Here is a 12594-nt window from a genome sequence, read left to right as displayed (position 1 = left end):
CGGCTCAGGCCACGACTGTCGTCATGGGCATCGAGGAGTCGGCCGGCAGGTCGAGCATCGAGGGCGTACGTCCTCGCGCAACGAGCTCGGCCCCCAGCGCTGCGACCATGGCGCCGTTGTCGGTGCAGAGACCGGGACGCGGCACCCGGACGCGGATGCCCGCAGCCGCGGCGCGCTCCTCGGCCATGGCGCGCAGCCGGCTGTTGGCCGCAACCCCGCCGCCGATGAGGATGTCCTCGATCCCGCGGCTGGTGGCTGCGTCGATCGCCTTGCGGGTCAGCACGTCGCAGACGGCCTCCTGGAACGACGCCGCCACGTCGGCGACGTCGATCGGCGTCCCGGCCCGCTGCTGGGCCTCGACCCAGCGCGCGACGGCGGTCTTGAGGCCGGAGAAGGAGAAGTCGAAGCGATGGCGCTCGAGGTCCTTGCGGCTGGAGAGGCCCCGCGGGAAGTCGATGGCCACGCTGTTGCCGCTGCGGGCCTGCCTGTCGATGTGGGGGCCGCCGGGGAACGGCAGGCCCAGCAGACGCGCGACCTTGTCGAAGGCCTCGCCGGCCGCGTCGTCGATGGTGGACCCCATCGGCTCGACGCCGACGGTGACGTCGGTGACCTCGAGCAGGCTGGAGTGGCCGCCGGAGACGAGCATGGCCAGGCACGGCTCGGGCAGCGGCCCGTGCTCGAGCTGGTCGACCGCGACGTGCGCGGCCAGGTGGTTGACGCCGTAGATCGGCTTGCCGAGGCCGAGGGCGAGCGCCTTGGCGCTCGCCACGCCGACCAGCAGCGCACCGGCCAGCCCGGGCCCGCTGGTCACCGCGACGGCGTCGATGTCGCTCAGCGAGATCCCGGCCGTCTCCGCGGCGCGCTCGATCGTGGGGACCATCGCCTCGAGGTGGGCCCGGCTCGCGACCTCCGGGACGACGCCGCCGAAGCGGGCGTGCTCCTCGACGCTGCTCGCGACGGTGTCGGCGAGCAGCGTGTGGCCCCGCACGATGCCGACGCCGGTCTCGTCGCAGGAGGTCTCGATCCCCAGGACCAGCGGCTCGTCAGTCATGCGCGGTGGCCGTCTGCGCGCGGGCCGCGCCGGGGAGCCAGCGGCACATCACCAGCGCCTCGGACCCGTCGCGGTAGTAGTGGGGGCGTACGTCGATCACGCTGAACTGGCGCGCGACGTAGAAGCCGAGCGCCTCGGCGTTGGTGACGCTGACCTCGAGCAGCATCCGGGAGGCGTCCTCGGTGTCCACCAGGAGCTCGTCGAGCAGCCGCGAGGCCACGCCGCTGCGCCGTGCCTCGGGGCGTACGCCGATGCGCAGCAGGTCCACGATGTCGCCCGCCGTCATCGTCACGGCGTAGCCGGAGAGGTCGTCGGCGACCACGAAGCGGCGACCGGGACCCTCGATCTCCTCACGGAGCAGGCTCTCGCTCCACGCGTCGGCACCGAAGAGCTCCTGCTCGAGGGCGACGAGGGCCGGGAGGTCGGCCAGGGCTGCGGGACGAATCACGAGACAGGCTTTCTGGGTGCGCCCGCGACCGCGTCGGGGCGGCGCAGGTAGAGGGGTTCGGGGTCGAGCAATCCTACGAGCTCCGAGCTCACTCCCGCTGCCAGCCAGCCCGCACTCGGGCGGTCCGGGCCGATGGCGTGCGGGAAGTGGTCGGGGTAGAGCAGCGGTCCGGCGCCCGCGACCGGGGCGTCGGTGGCGACCTCGGCGGGCCGGGTGACGACCGGGCCCTCCAGGCGGCGGCCGTCGGCGTCGTAGGAGGCGAGGTAGACCTCCTTGCGCCGGGCATCGGTGGCGACCAGGAAGCTCCCGGTGGCGACACCGGTGCCGACGACCTCGAGCGCGATCGCGTCGAGCGAGCACACGCCGTAGACCGGGATGTCGAGGACGAAGCCGAGCGTGCGGGCGGTGACCACCCCGACGCGCAGGCCGGTGAAGGGGCCCGGTCCGACGCCGACCGCGACGGCGGTGAGGTCCTGGCGCACGATGCCGGCCTCGACCATGGCGCGCTCGATGAGCGGCGCGAGGTGCTCGCCGTGCTTCATCGGTTCCGACGACGAGTGCTCCACGAGCACACGCTCGCCGTCGTGGAGGGCGACGGTCACCAACGGGGTCGCGGTGTCGAAGGCGAGGAGCACGGCGTCGAGGTTACTGGCCCGCGACCCAGCGCAGGCAAACGCGGCGCGGGTCGAGCTCGTCGTCGGGCGCCTGGCCCACGACCCGCTCGATGACGACCTCGAGCCGCGACTCGGCGAGGGCCTCGGCGAGGCCCGCTCCCCACTCGACGACCGTGACGGCCTCGTCCAGCGAGGCGTCGAGGTCGAGGTCGTCGAGCTCGGCGAGGCCGCCGAGCCGGTAGGCGTCGACGTGCACGAGGTCCGGACCCCCGACGAGCGAGGGGTGCACCCGCGAGATCACGAAGGTCGGGGACGTGACGCCGCCGCGGACCTGCAGGCCGGTGCCGAGGCCCTGGGTGAAGGTCGTCTTGCCCGCCCCCAGCTCGCCGGTGAGCACGACGAGGTCGCCCGCGACGAGGCTCCGCCCCACCCGCTCCCCCAGCCCGCGCATCGTCTCGGCGTCGGGTGCGTCGACGTCGGTCGCCAGCGGCAGGGCAAGGGTGACGTAGGGGCTGGAGCGGGTCGTCTCGACGAAGCCGTGGCGCTCCCAGAAGGCGATGGTCGCCGGCAGCTCCTCGCGGGCCACCACCACCACGGCCGGGCGGCCGAGCGCGGCGTCACGAGCCGCCCCGACCAGGGCCGTCGCGACCCCGCGACCCTGCGCGGACGGCAGCACGCCGAAGCGCCGCAGCACGAGCCCGTCGGGAGCCACGTCGAGGATCGCGCAGCCCACCGGTTCCCCGTCGAGCGTTGCGAGCAGCCCGCCGCGGCGCGCCAGCATCCGGGCGATGGAGTCGGCGTCCTCGGCGAGGGCGTCGGCCGGCGGGTCGAGGACCGGCCGGGCCCCGAACGCCTCCTGCACCACGGCCAGCACGTCTGCGGCGGCCTCGGGACCCACGCGGCGTACGTCGAGGCTCATCGCACGCCCCGCGCCTGGGCCAGCGAGATCAGGTCGTCGAGCTCGGCGGTGACCTCCTTGTGGCGCTCCAGCAGCACCATGTGCCCGGCGCCCTCGCACTCCAGCAGGCTGGAGCCGGGGATGCGGCTGTGCAGCTTGCGGCTGTGCCCCACCGAGGTGATCTTGTCCTCGGTGCCGCAGATGATCGCGGTGGGCACGCGACTCAGCGCCTCGAGGTGGTCGAAGTTGTCGAGCGTCGCGAAGGCTGGGTAGAAGTCGGCGACCACCGCGAAGGGGGTCGCGTTCAGCATGGAGTAGACGAACTCGACGTGCGAGGCGGGGACCTGGTCGGTCCCGAAGGCGTAGCGGTCGGTGAAGACGTCGGCCACGGCGTGCCCCCACGATCGGGCCAGGTCGACCACCCGGTGCCCCCGGTCGAGGGTGCGCACCGCCCGGCCGACGAACCGGCCACCGAGGCCGAGCGGCACCATCGGGAAGAGGATGCGACCTGGGTCCAGCCCGCCGGCGGTGGTGGAGATGAGGGCGGCGCCGAGGACCTTGTCGCCGAAGAGGTCGGGGTGGTGCTCGGCCAGCGAGATGACGCTCATCCCGCCCATCGAGTGCCCCACCACGACGCACCTCCCGGGGACGGTGTCCTCGATGACGCGCCGCAGGTCGTGGCCGAGCTGCTCGATGGTGCAGTGGTCCTCGTCGGACCGGCCCGAGCGGCCGTGGCTGCGCTGGTCGAAGAAGACCGTGCGGGCCTGCCCCCGGTAGGCCGCGCGCTGGAAGTGCCAGCAGTCGAGGTTGAGGGAGTAGCCGTGGACGAAGACGAGGGTGAGGTCGTCGTCGGCCGGCACGGGCGCGCCGAAGTCGGCCGGGTCGTCGATCTCGACGTGCAGGTCGACCGCGTCGTCGGTGACGACCACGCGGCGGGGGCTGCGCAGCTCCCCGAACTCGACCCGCTCGCCCGCGGCGCGGTTGCCGATGATCCGGTTCTGCCGGGCGATGCCGACCGCGCCCGCGGCAGCGGCGAGGCCGGCAGCGCCGACCACGGTGCCGAAGATGCGTCCCTTGATGCTCACCTGGCGTGTCCTCCTGGGGTCACGTCGCTGTCGACGTGCCGGCGCGTGAACCGGCCGCCGATGCGCGTGACGATCTCGTAGTTGATGGTGTCGACCGCCTCGGCCCAGTCCTGGGCCGTCGGCTCGCCGCGGTCACCGGGGCCGAAGAGCACCACCTCCGTGCCGGGGGGCGGCAGCTCGCCGCCGAGGTCGACGACGAGCTGGTCCATGCACACCCGGCCACGGATCGGGCGGCGTACGCCGTCCACCCACACCTCGGCGGTGTTGCCCGCCACGCGCGGGATGCCCTCGCCGTAGCCCGCGGGCACCAGCCCGACGGTCGTGTCCTCCTCGGCGCGCCAGGTGTGCCCGTAGGACACGCCGTCGCCGGCAACGACCTCCTTGCTCAGCACGAGCCGGGCGCGGACCGTCATCGCGGGGCGCAGCCCGAGCTCCGGGCTGGCACCGGGCGCGGGGTCGAGGCCGTAGGCGGCGATGCCGCAGCGGACCAGGTCGAAGCGGGCCGAGGGGCGCAGGACCGCGGCGGCGGAGTTGGCCAGGTGCCGCACGCCCGGCTCGAGCCCGGCCGACGCGGCGAGGGCCAGCGCATCGCGGAAGGCCGCTTCCTGGGCGTCGTTGGCGGGGTGGTCGGGCTCGTCGCTGGCCGCGAGGTGCGACCAGATGCCGGTGACGGTGATCCGGCCCTCGCGCTCGAGGTCGCTCGCGCCGGCGAACAGGTCGTGCCACAGCGCCCGGGGTGCACCACCGCGCGAGAGGCCGGTGTCGACCTTGAGCTGCACGCGGGCACCGCCGACGGCAGCGATCTCCTCCAGCTCCGCTTGCGAGTAGGCGGTGACCTCGACGTCCGTGGCGACGGCGGCTGCGAAGTCGTCGCCCGGAGCACTGAGCCAGCACAGCAGCGGCCCGCGGTCGCCCGCCGCACGCAGGGCGAGCGCCTCGTCGATCGTCGCGACCCCGAGCCAGTCGGCACCGGCCGCGCGCGCTGCCCCGGCGACCTCGACCATGCCGTGTCCGTAGCCGTCGGCCTTGACCACGACCATCAGCTGCACCGGCCCGTCACCGGCGACGACGTCCTGGAGGACCCGCACGTTGTGGCGGACCGCGGCGAGGTCGACCACGATCTCGGCGCGCGAGGGCACGGGATCGCTCATGCCTCGATCATCCCAAACCAGGCAGGACGTCGCGCACGAGACGAGGGATCTGGACGGCCACCCGGCTCGCGGTCAGCGGACCGCCGGCCGAGGCCTCGGTCGCCGCCGCCCCGTGCACCCACGAGCCGACGGACGCGGCGTCGTACGCCTCGAGTCCCGCCGCCAGCAGGGCACCGACCAGTCCGGCGAGGACGTCGCCGGCGCCCGCGGTGGCCAGCCACGGCACTCCCGTGGTGGTGACGCGGACGTGACCGGCCGGGTCGGCGACGAGCGTGTGGTGGCCCTTGAGCAGCACGACGCAGTCCCACCGGCGGGCGGCGTCGCGGGCGAAGCCGAGCGGCGCGGCCTCGACCTCGGCGCGCTCGACGCCGAGCATCGCGGCCAGCTCGCCGGCGTGGGGGGTGAGGACGCAGCCGGGCAGCGGTCCGTCGACATGGCGCAGCGCGTCGGCGTCGACCACCAGGGGCACGCCGTCGGCGCGCGCGTCGGCGAGCATCGTGCCCGCGTCGTCTCCCCCGCCCGGCCCCACGACCCACGCCTGCACGCGGCCGGCGCCGACGACCTCCGGGTGCGCGCTGCGCACCGTGTGGGCGATGTCCTCGGGGCCGACGTAGCGGACCATGCCGGCGAGGCCGGTGTTCGCGCCGGACACCGCGAGCAGCGCGGCGCCGGGGTAGGTGCCCGAGCCGGCGCGTACGCCGACGACGCCGCGGGTGTACTTGTGCGCGACGTCCGAGGGGTGCGGCAGCAGCGCACGCACGTCGTCGGGCTGGAGCGCCTCGACGACAGGTGCACCGAGCTCGTCGGGGTCGAGGTCGAGGTCCACCAGGTGCAGCGCACCGCAGGCGTTGGCCGCCGGGTCGACGAGGTGGGCCACCTTGTGGGTGCCGAAGGTGACGGTGACGTGGGCCTGCACGTGGGGGCCCCCGAGCCGGCCGGTGTCCACGTCGACGCCCGACGGGACGTCGACGGCGACCACCGGCACGCCGGCGAAGCGGTCGAGGGCTGCGACCGCGGCGGGTGCGAGGCCCGGCCGTCCGCCGATCCCGACGATGCCGTCGACGACCAGGTCCGGTGAGGGGTGGAGGCCGGCGGCCTCGCTCGTGGCACGACCGCCGGCGGCTCGAAGTGCGCGGAGACCGGCCTCGTGGGCACGGTCCGCCAGCAGGAGCGCCTCGACCTGCGTCCCGCGACCGGCCAGGCGTGCGCCGGCCCAGAGCGCGTCCCCGCCGTTGTCGCCCGGGCCGACGAGCAGCAGCACCCGGCGGCCGTAGGCGCCGCCCAGCACGTCGACGACGGCCGCGGCCAGTCCGGCGGCAGCGCGTTGCATCAGCGCACCGTCGGCCAGGCGCGCCATCGCGGCGGCCTCCGCACGGCGTACGTCCTCGACGGCGTGGGCGCGCAGCACGGCCTAGCCCTCCAGGACCACGACGGCCGAGGCGATGCCGGCGTCGTGGGACAGCGAGACGTGGACGTGGGCGACGCCGAGCTGCTCGGCGCGCGCGGCGACCGTCCCGCGGATCTGGAAGCGCGGGCGCCCGGTCTCCTCCGAGACGATCTCGGCGTCGTGCCAGGCCATCCCGACCGGCGCGCCGAGGGCCTTGGCCATCGCTTCCTTCGCGGCGAACCGCGCCGCCAGCGACGCGGGCGGGCGCGTGGCCTCGTCCGCGGTGAACAGCCGGTCGCGCAGGGCAGGGGTGCGCTCGAGGGACTGCACGAAGCGGTCGATGTCGACCACGTCGATGCCCACGCCGATGACCGGCATTACTCGACCGTGACGGACTTGGCGAGGTTGCGCGGCTGGTCGACGTCGTGGCCGAGCTGGGTGGCGAGCTCGCACGCGAAGAGCTGGAGCGGCACGACCGCGACCAGCGGCTGGAGCAGCACCGGGACCTGCGGCAGCGTGATCAGCACGTCGGCGTAGGGGACGATGGTGGTGTCGCCCTCCTCGGCCAGGCAGAGGGTGCGGGCGCCGCGGGCGCGCACCTCCTGGATGCCGCTGAGCATCTTGTCGTGGAGCTGGTCGCGTCCGCGCGGCGGCACGACGCACAGGATCGGCAGGCCCTCCTCGACCAGCGCGATCGGGCCGTGCTTGAGCTCGCCGGCCGCGAAGCCCTCGGCGTGGAGGTAGGCGATCTCCTTGAGCTTCAGCGCGCCCTCGAGCGCCACCGGGTAGCCGGCGTGGCGGCCCAGGAAGAGCACCGAGCGGCTCCCGACGTGGTCGCGGGCCAGGCCGTAGACCTGCTCGGCCTTGTCGAGGACGGTCTGGATGTGCTCGGGCATCTGGTCGAGCTGGTCCATGACCTGCGAGATCTCGTCGCCGAAGCGGGTGCCCTTGACCTGCGCGAGGTAGAGCGCGAGCAGGTAGCAGGCGACGAGCTGGGTCAGGAAGCCCTTGGTCGAGGCGACGCCGATCTCCGGGCCGGCGTGGGTGTAGATGACGCCGTCGGACTCGCGCGGGATGGTCGAGCCGTTGGTGTTGCAGATCGACAGCACCTTCGAGCGCTGCTCGCGGGCGTGGCGGATCGCCTGCAGCGTGTCGGCGGTCTCGCCGGACTGGCTGATCGCGACGACGAGGGTGTCGCTGGTGAGGATCGGGTCGCGGTAGCGGAACTCGCTCGCGAGCTCGACCTCCACCGGGATGCGGCACCAGTGCTCGATGGCGTACTTGGCCACCATCCCGGCGTAGAACGACGTGCCGGCCGCGATGATGATGATCTTGTCGACGTCGCGCAGGTCCTGGTCGGACAGGCGCATCTCGTCGAGCTGGAGCAGCCCGTCGGTGCCGCGGCGGCCGAGGAGCGAGTCGGCCACGGCGCGCGGCTGCTCGAAGATCTCCTTGCGCATGAACCAGTCGTGGCCGTCCTTCTCGGCGGCCGACAGGTCCCAGTCGACGTGGTAGCGACGACCCTCGGCGGGGGTGCCGTCGAAGCCGGAGACGCTCACGCCGTCGCGGGTGATGGTGACGACCTGGTCCTGGTCGAGCTCCATCGCCTCGCGGGTGTGCTCGATGAAGGCGGCGACGTCGGAGCCGAGGAAGTTCTCGCCCTCACCGATGCCGACCACCAGGGGTGAGTTGCGGCGTGCGGCGACGACGCGGTCGGGGTCGTTGGCGTCGATGGCGACCAGGGTGAAGGCGCCGTGGAGGCCACGGCACACGTTCTGCATCGCGACGGTCAGGTCGACGCCGGTCTCGAGCTGCTCCTCGAGCAGGTGCGCGGCGATCTCGGTGTCGGTGTCGGAGGCCATCTCGACGCCCTCGGACTCGAGGCGACCTCGGAGCTCGGCGAAGTTCTCGATGATGCCGTTGTGCACGAGCGCGACCCGGCGCGCGCGGCCCAGGTGCGGGTGGGCGTTGCGATCGGTCGGCGGCCCGTGGGTGGCCCAGCGGGTGTGGCCGATGCCGGTGGTGACCTGCGGGAGCGGCGACTCGGCGATGGCCTTCTCGAGGTTGGCGAGCTTGCCCGCGCGCTTGTCGGAGACGATCGAGCCTGCCTCGACCAGCGCGATCCCTGCGGAGTCGTAGCCCCGGTACTCCAGCCGCCGGAGGCCCTCGATCACCACGCCCTCGGCGGGCTTGTCACCTACATATCCGACGATTCCGCACATGGGCCGGGAGTCTATCGGCAGGGCGCTGCACGGCCGCGCTCCGCCGCGGTGCCACAATCGCACCCATGTCCGAGGTCCTGGAGCCGCACCACGGCGGCTCCGGCCATGGTGCGAGCCACGCCGGCGAGGTCTCCCCCTACGTCGAGCTCGAGCGAGCCGCGTGGGCGCAGCTGGCCGGCACGGCCGAGACCAGCCTGACGCCCGACGAGGTCACCCGGCTGCGCGGCCTGGGCGACCAGCTGGACCTCCGCGAGATCGAGCAGGTCTACCTGCCGCTCTCGCGACTGCTCAGCCTCTACGTCGCCGCCAACTCCCGCCTCCACCGCGAGCAGGAGGAGTTCCTGCACCGCGTCACCCCGCCGCGTACGCCCTTCGTGATCGGCCTCGCCGGCTCGGTGGCCGTCGGCAAGTCCACGACCGCCCGCGTGCTGCAGCAGATGCTGGCGCACTGGCCCGAGCACCCCAACGTCGCGCTCGTCACCACCGACGGCTTCCTGCTCCCCAACGCCGAGCTCGAGCGCCGCGGCCTGCTGCACCGCAAGGGCTTCCCGGAGTCCTACGACCGCCGCGCGCTGCTCAAGTTCGTGATCGACATCAAGTCCGGGCGCGACGAGGTCGAGGCCCCGATCTACTCCCACCTGGTCTACGACGTGCTGCCCGACGAGCGGGTCGTGGTCAAGCGCCCCGACATCGTCATCGTCGAGGGCCTCAACGTGCTCCAGCCCGCGCGGGTGCGCGAGGACGGCCGCACCGGCTTGGCAGTGAGCGACTTCTTCGACTTCTCCGTCTACGTCGACGCCGCGCTCGCCGACATCAAGCGGTGGTACGTCGACCGCTTCCTGCGCCTGCGCGAGACCGCCTTCCGCGACCCGGCGTCCTACTTCCGCAAGTACGCCGCGCTCTCGCACGACGAGGCCGTCGACCAGGCCACTCGCATCTGGGACTCGATCAACGAGCCCAACCTCGTGCAGAACGTCGCTCCCACCCGCTCGCGCGCCAACCTGGTGCTGCGCAAGGACACCGACCACTCGGTGCGCTACGTCCGCCTGCGCAAGCTCTGAGGCGTACGCGGCCGTGCCCGCGCCGGCCCTCCTCCCGCAACGTCATGGCGGGTGGTCGTCCGGGCGACCACCGGCCATGACGTACGGCGTTCGACGTCACGCCGCCGACCGCCATCCACCGGCGCGGAGTCCGCACTCGACCTGGGCGAAGAAGTCGTCTGCAGCGACGCGCAGTCCGAGGAGCGGCAGGCGCAGCACGGTCGCTCCGCCGAGCGCGACGTCGTTCTGGCGCAGCGCGTCCGGGACGACCGTGGTGGCCCACGAGTGGTGGATCCCGTCGATCTCGACCACCAGGGCGAAGTCGTCCCAGCACACGTCGAGGTAGTAGCGCCCGTCCCTGCCGCGCCTGACCGTCTGGCGGGTCGGCTCGGGGAAGCCGCGTCGGCGGCACTCCCGCGCGAAGTCGAGCTCGCCCACCGACCTGACGCCGCCGACGAGGTCGAGCACCAGGTCGTGCATCAACGACCGTCGCCGGTCGCGGCGTACGTCGAGGAGGGCCTGCCCCAGCAGTGTCGCGGTGGTGAGGCCCTGCTGGACCGGCATGGTGAGCAGGAGCGCGGCCTGCTTGTCGCTGGCCGCCCACATGGCGGCGCGCACCGCCGCCACGGGCACCCTGGTCCGGGGCACTCCTGACGGGGCCCGGTCGTCGGCCGACCACCGCCGGGTCCGTCGGATGTCGAGACCTGTGCCGACCAACGGCTTGACGCCACGCGGCACCGAGACTCGCCGGCTCGCCACGTCGTAGTTCTGCAGCCCGGACGCAACGAGGGACGCCTCTGCGTCGAGCAGGGCTCGGTCGCCACCCTCGAAGACGGCTGCCCAGTCGAGGCCCTCTTCGGAGACAGGACCGGTGTGCAGGCAGAGGGAGCGCGACCAGACGCGTTGCCAGCGATGGGCCCGGACCTGCGCCCGCACCTCTCCGCGCGTGAGGCCCGCGTCGTACGCCTGGCGCCGCGACACCACACCTCCTTGGCGATCAGCCAGACGGGTGACCCGCCGCCGGGCCATCGAGCTGCGCCTCTTCGGAACCTCGTGCTCCATCCCGCCAGCGTGGAGCGACGTCGGTCCTCGTTCGACCCCGTCGTGCCCGGCCTGTGGAGGACGGCGGTGAGCGCAGGACTGTGGATGTCTTCTGGCCCGGGACCGCAAGGCCCCGGCTGGGCGACGTCATGGCGGGTGGTCGTTCGAGCGACCACCCGCCATGACGTCCGCTCTGCGAGCCGGGGCCGCCGGCTCAGGCGGTGGCGGCGGTGAAGCGCTGGCGGCGGTGCTGCGGCTGCTCGATCTCGTCGACGAGCACGACGGCGTAGTCCTCGGCGCTGATGAAGTCGCCCGCCGGGGTGTCGAGCGCGGTGGCGTACGACCCGGTGCGCTCGCCGGGGGCGATCACCGGCGCGGGGCTGACGAAGGTCCAGTCGAGCGACTCCGGCGCGGCGCGGAAGAGGTCGAGGGCGGCGGCACCGGAGGTGGCCTCGGCCTTGTACTCCTCGGGGAAGCCGTCGGTGTCGAGGAGCCGGGTGCCGTTGGGGGTCAGCAGCGAGCCGGCGCCGCCGACGAAGAGGACGCGCGCCTCCCCCGCCTGCTCGATGAGGGTGGAGACGGCAGCGAGCCAGGGCTCGTGCGACTCGCCGGTGCGGCTGGGACCGGTGGCGGAGACGACGACGTCGTGGGACTGCGCTGCGGTGTGTACGGCGTCGGCGTCGGCCAGGTCGCCGCCGGTCGAGCGGCTCAGCGCGGTGACCTCGTGGCCGCGGGCGGTGGCCTCGGCCGCGATGCGCGAGCCGACCATGCCGGTGGCGCCGAACAGGGCGATCTTCATGAGGGTTCCTTCGGTCGTGGGTGGATGACGAGAGCGACAGTAACCATTGGTAACCAAGCACTTCAACGTGCTATAAGTACCTAGTGGTAACCATGAATCGAGGCGACGCCTTCGACCCCGACTGCCCCACCCGCGTGGTCCTCGACCGCATCGGCGACAAGTGGACCGTGCTGGTCATCGGCGCGCTGCGCGACGGGTCGCTGCGCTTCAGCGAGGTCCGTGCACGCGTCGGCGGCGTCGCGCCCAAGGTGCTCACCCAGACGCTGCGCGCCATGGAGCGCGACGGCCTGCTGACCCGCACCGTGCACGCCCAGGTGCCGCCACGGGTCGACTACGAGCTCACTGCGCTCGGCGCGTCGCTGACGGGGCCGATCGCGACCCTGACCGACTGGGCCGAGACCCACCTCGGCCAGATCCTCGCCTCGCGCCGGGGCTACGACGACGCGGCGGAGGCGGCCGACTCCCGCTGACGGGAGCGTCGCGCGAGCCGCCAGCAGGCACCCAGCGGCGCCAGCAGCAGGACGCCGACCACGAACGCCACGACGCCGAAGACGGTGTCCGCGGGGGAGAGCTCCGCCGGTGACACGGCGAGCAAGGCCAGGTAGACGCCGCACACGGCGCTGACGACAGCGCCGGCCCAGCCGCCCACGACGGACACCCATGCCGCGTCGAACGACCGGGCGAGCGAGCAGCCGCGATGGTCAGTCCGACGGGCCCGAGCGCGACGAACGCGACGATCAACGCGCCGGCCACGAACCCCCACGAGTCCTCGCGCTGCTCGAGGTCGCTCGCATCGATGGCCCACCCCGTGACGACCAGGACGAGCACGGCGCCGACGAGGGCAGCGATCGGGAGGAG

The 12594-nt window shown here is 73.4% G+C and carries 14 protein-coding genes; 2 read left to right on the top strand and 12 right to left on the bottom strand.

Going from position 1 to position 12594, the window contains the following annotated elements:
- Positions 1 to 4: 4 nt before the first annotated feature.
- From tsaD to glmS, 9 genes are read right to left on the bottom strand one after another with little or no spacing between them, the layout of a single operon-like run.
- Positions 5 to 1051, bottom strand: coding sequence for a tRNA (adenosine(37)-N6)-threonylcarbamoyltransferase complex transferase subunit TsaD (gene tsaD, locus CFI00_RS04755; protein WP_207084123.1), 1047 nt, complete (start codon positions 1049 to 1051; stop codon positions 5 to 7).
- Positions 1044 to 1499 carry a GNAT family N-acetyltransferase gene (locus CFI00_RS04750; protein WP_207084122.1) on the bottom strand — a complete coding sequence of 152 codons (456 nt, stop codon included), beginning with the start codon at positions 1497 to 1499 and terminating at the stop codon, positions 1044 to 1046. Before CFI00_RS04750 ends, tsaD begins: the two co-directional genes overlap by 8 nt.
- The gene (gene tsaB, locus CFI00_RS04745) at positions 1496 to 2134 is read right to left on the bottom strand and encodes a tRNA (adenosine(37)-N6)-threonylcarbamoyltransferase complex dimerization subunit type 1 TsaB (RefSeq protein WP_207084121.1); all 639 of its coding nucleotides are present in this window, start codon (positions 2132 to 2134) and stop codon (positions 1496 to 1498) included. Before tsaB ends, CFI00_RS04750 begins: the two co-directional genes overlap by 4 nt.
- 10 nt (positions 2135 to 2144) lie before the next feature.
- The gene (tsaE, locus tag CFI00_RS04740) at positions 2145 to 3032 is read right to left on the bottom strand and encodes a tRNA (adenosine(37)-N6)-threonylcarbamoyltransferase complex ATPase subunit type 1 TsaE (RefSeq protein WP_207084120.1); all 888 of its coding nucleotides are present in this window, start codon (positions 3030 to 3032) and stop codon (positions 2145 to 2147) included.
- On the bottom strand, positions 3029 to 4096 hold the full coding sequence (locus CFI00_RS04735) for an alpha/beta hydrolase (RefSeq protein WP_207084119.1): 1068 nt from the start codon (positions 4094 to 4096) through the stop codon (positions 3029 to 3031). Before CFI00_RS04735 ends, tsaE begins: the two co-directional genes overlap by 4 nt.
- Positions 4093 to 5247, bottom strand: a complete 1155-nt coding sequence (gene alr, locus CFI00_RS04730; RefSeq protein WP_207084118.1) for an alanine racemase — start codon at positions 5245 to 5247, stop codon at positions 4093 to 4095. Before alr ends, CFI00_RS04735 begins: the two co-directional genes overlap by 4 nt.
- Positions 5248 to 5254: 7 nt before the next feature.
- Positions 5255 to 6655 carry an NAD(P)H-hydrate dehydratase gene (locus CFI00_RS04725; protein WP_207084117.1) on the bottom strand — a complete coding sequence of 467 codons (1401 nt, stop codon included), beginning with the start codon at positions 6653 to 6655 and terminating at the stop codon, positions 5255 to 5257.
- Positions 6656 to 6658: 3 nt separating this feature from the next.
- Positions 6659 to 7012: a holo-ACP synthase gene (locus tag CFI00_RS04720; RefSeq protein WP_207084116.1), complete on the bottom strand. Its 354-nt coding sequence runs from the start codon at positions 7010 to 7012 to the stop codon at positions 6659 to 6661.
- The gene (glmS, locus tag CFI00_RS04715; protein WP_207084115.1) at positions 7012 to 8856 is read right to left on the bottom strand and encodes a glutamine--fructose-6-phosphate transaminase (isomerizing); all 1845 of its coding nucleotides are present in this window, start codon (positions 8854 to 8856) and stop codon (positions 7012 to 7014) included. The genes CFI00_RS04720 and glmS overlap by 1 nt, the downstream gene beginning before the upstream one ends.
- 65 nt (positions 8857 to 8921) lie before the next feature.
- Between glmS and coaA the strand changes: the two genes are divergently transcribed.
- Positions 8922 to 9917, top strand: coding sequence for a type I pantothenate kinase (gene coaA / locus CFI00_RS04710; RefSeq protein ID WP_207084114.1), 996 nt, complete (start codon positions 8922 to 8924; stop codon positions 9915 to 9917).
- Positions 9918 to 10013: 96 nt separating this feature from the next.
- Here the strand turns inward: coaA and CFI00_RS04705 are convergent, their stop codons facing one another.
- Both CFI00_RS04705 and CFI00_RS04700 read right to left on the bottom strand, forming a co-directional pair.
- Entirely contained in the window at positions 10014 to 10958 is a 945-nt protein-coding gene (locus tag CFI00_RS04705; RefSeq protein ID WP_207084113.1) for a hypothetical protein, read from the bottom strand.
- Between the two features lie 193 nt (positions 10959 to 11151).
- A complete protein-coding gene (locus CFI00_RS04700; RefSeq protein ID WP_207084112.1) occupies positions 11152 to 11736 on the bottom strand; it encodes an NAD(P)H-binding protein in 585 nt (194 codons plus the stop codon).
- A 92-nt stretch (positions 11737 to 11828) separates the two neighbouring features.
- On the opposite strand from CFI00_RS04700, the gene CFI00_RS04695 reads away from it, so the two are divergent.
- Positions 11829 to 12206 carry a helix-turn-helix domain-containing protein gene (locus tag CFI00_RS04695; protein WP_207084111.1) on the top strand — a complete coding sequence of 126 codons (378 nt, stop codon included), beginning with the start codon at positions 11829 to 11831 and terminating at the stop codon, positions 12204 to 12206.
- On the opposite strand, the gene CFI00_RS04690 is transcribed toward CFI00_RS04695, so the two are convergent.
- Complete coding sequence (locus tag CFI00_RS04690) at positions 12170 to 12394, bottom strand: hypothetical protein (protein WP_207084110.1); 225 nt, start codon at positions 12392 to 12394, stop codon at positions 12170 to 12172. The genes CFI00_RS04695 and CFI00_RS04690 overlap by 37 nt on opposite strands.
- Positions 12395 to 12594: the final 200 nt, after the last annotated feature.

The organism is Nocardioides sp. S5, assembly GCF_017310035.1.
Taxonomy (GTDB): domain Bacteria; phylum Actinomycetota; class Actinomycetes; order Propionibacteriales; family Nocardioidaceae; genus Nocardioides.
Note: the sequence above shows the minus strand (reverse complement) of the source record. Positions and strands in the feature narration are given on the sequence as shown.

Coding starts and splice junctions, on each gene's coding strand:
- tsaD (WP_207084123.1), bottom strand. CDS start 1,051: ATGACTGACGAGCCGCTGGTCCTGGGGATCGAGACCTCCTGCGACGAG.
- tsaE (WP_207084120.1), bottom strand. CDS start 3,032: ATGAGCCTCGACGTACGCCGCGTGGGTCCCGAGGCCGCCGCAGACGTG.
- alr (WP_207084118.1), bottom strand. CDS start 5,247: ATGAGCGATCCCGTGCCCTCGCGCGCCGAGATCGTGGTCGACCTCGCC.
- CFI00_RS04720 (WP_207084116.1), bottom strand. CDS start 7,012: ATGCCGGTCATCGGCGTGGGCATCGACGTGGTCGACATCGACCGCTTC.
- glmS (WP_207084115.1), bottom strand. CDS start 8,856: ATGTGCGGAATCGTCGGATATGTAGGTGACAAGCCCGCCGAGGGCGTG.
- coaA (WP_207084114.1), top strand. CDS start 8,922: ATGTCCGAGGTCCTGGAGCCGCACCACGGCGGCTCCGGCCATGGTGCG.
- CFI00_RS04705 (WP_207084113.1), bottom strand. CDS start 10,958: ATGGAGCACGAGGTTCCGAAGAGGCGCAGCTCGATGGCCCGGCGGCGG.
- CFI00_RS04700 (WP_207084112.1), bottom strand. CDS start 11,736: ATGAAGATCGCCCTGTTCGGCGCCACCGGCATGGTCGGCTCGCGCATC.
- CFI00_RS04695 (WP_207084111.1), top strand. CDS start 11,829: ATGAATCGAGGCGACGCCTTCGACCCCGACTGCCCCACCCGCGTGGTC.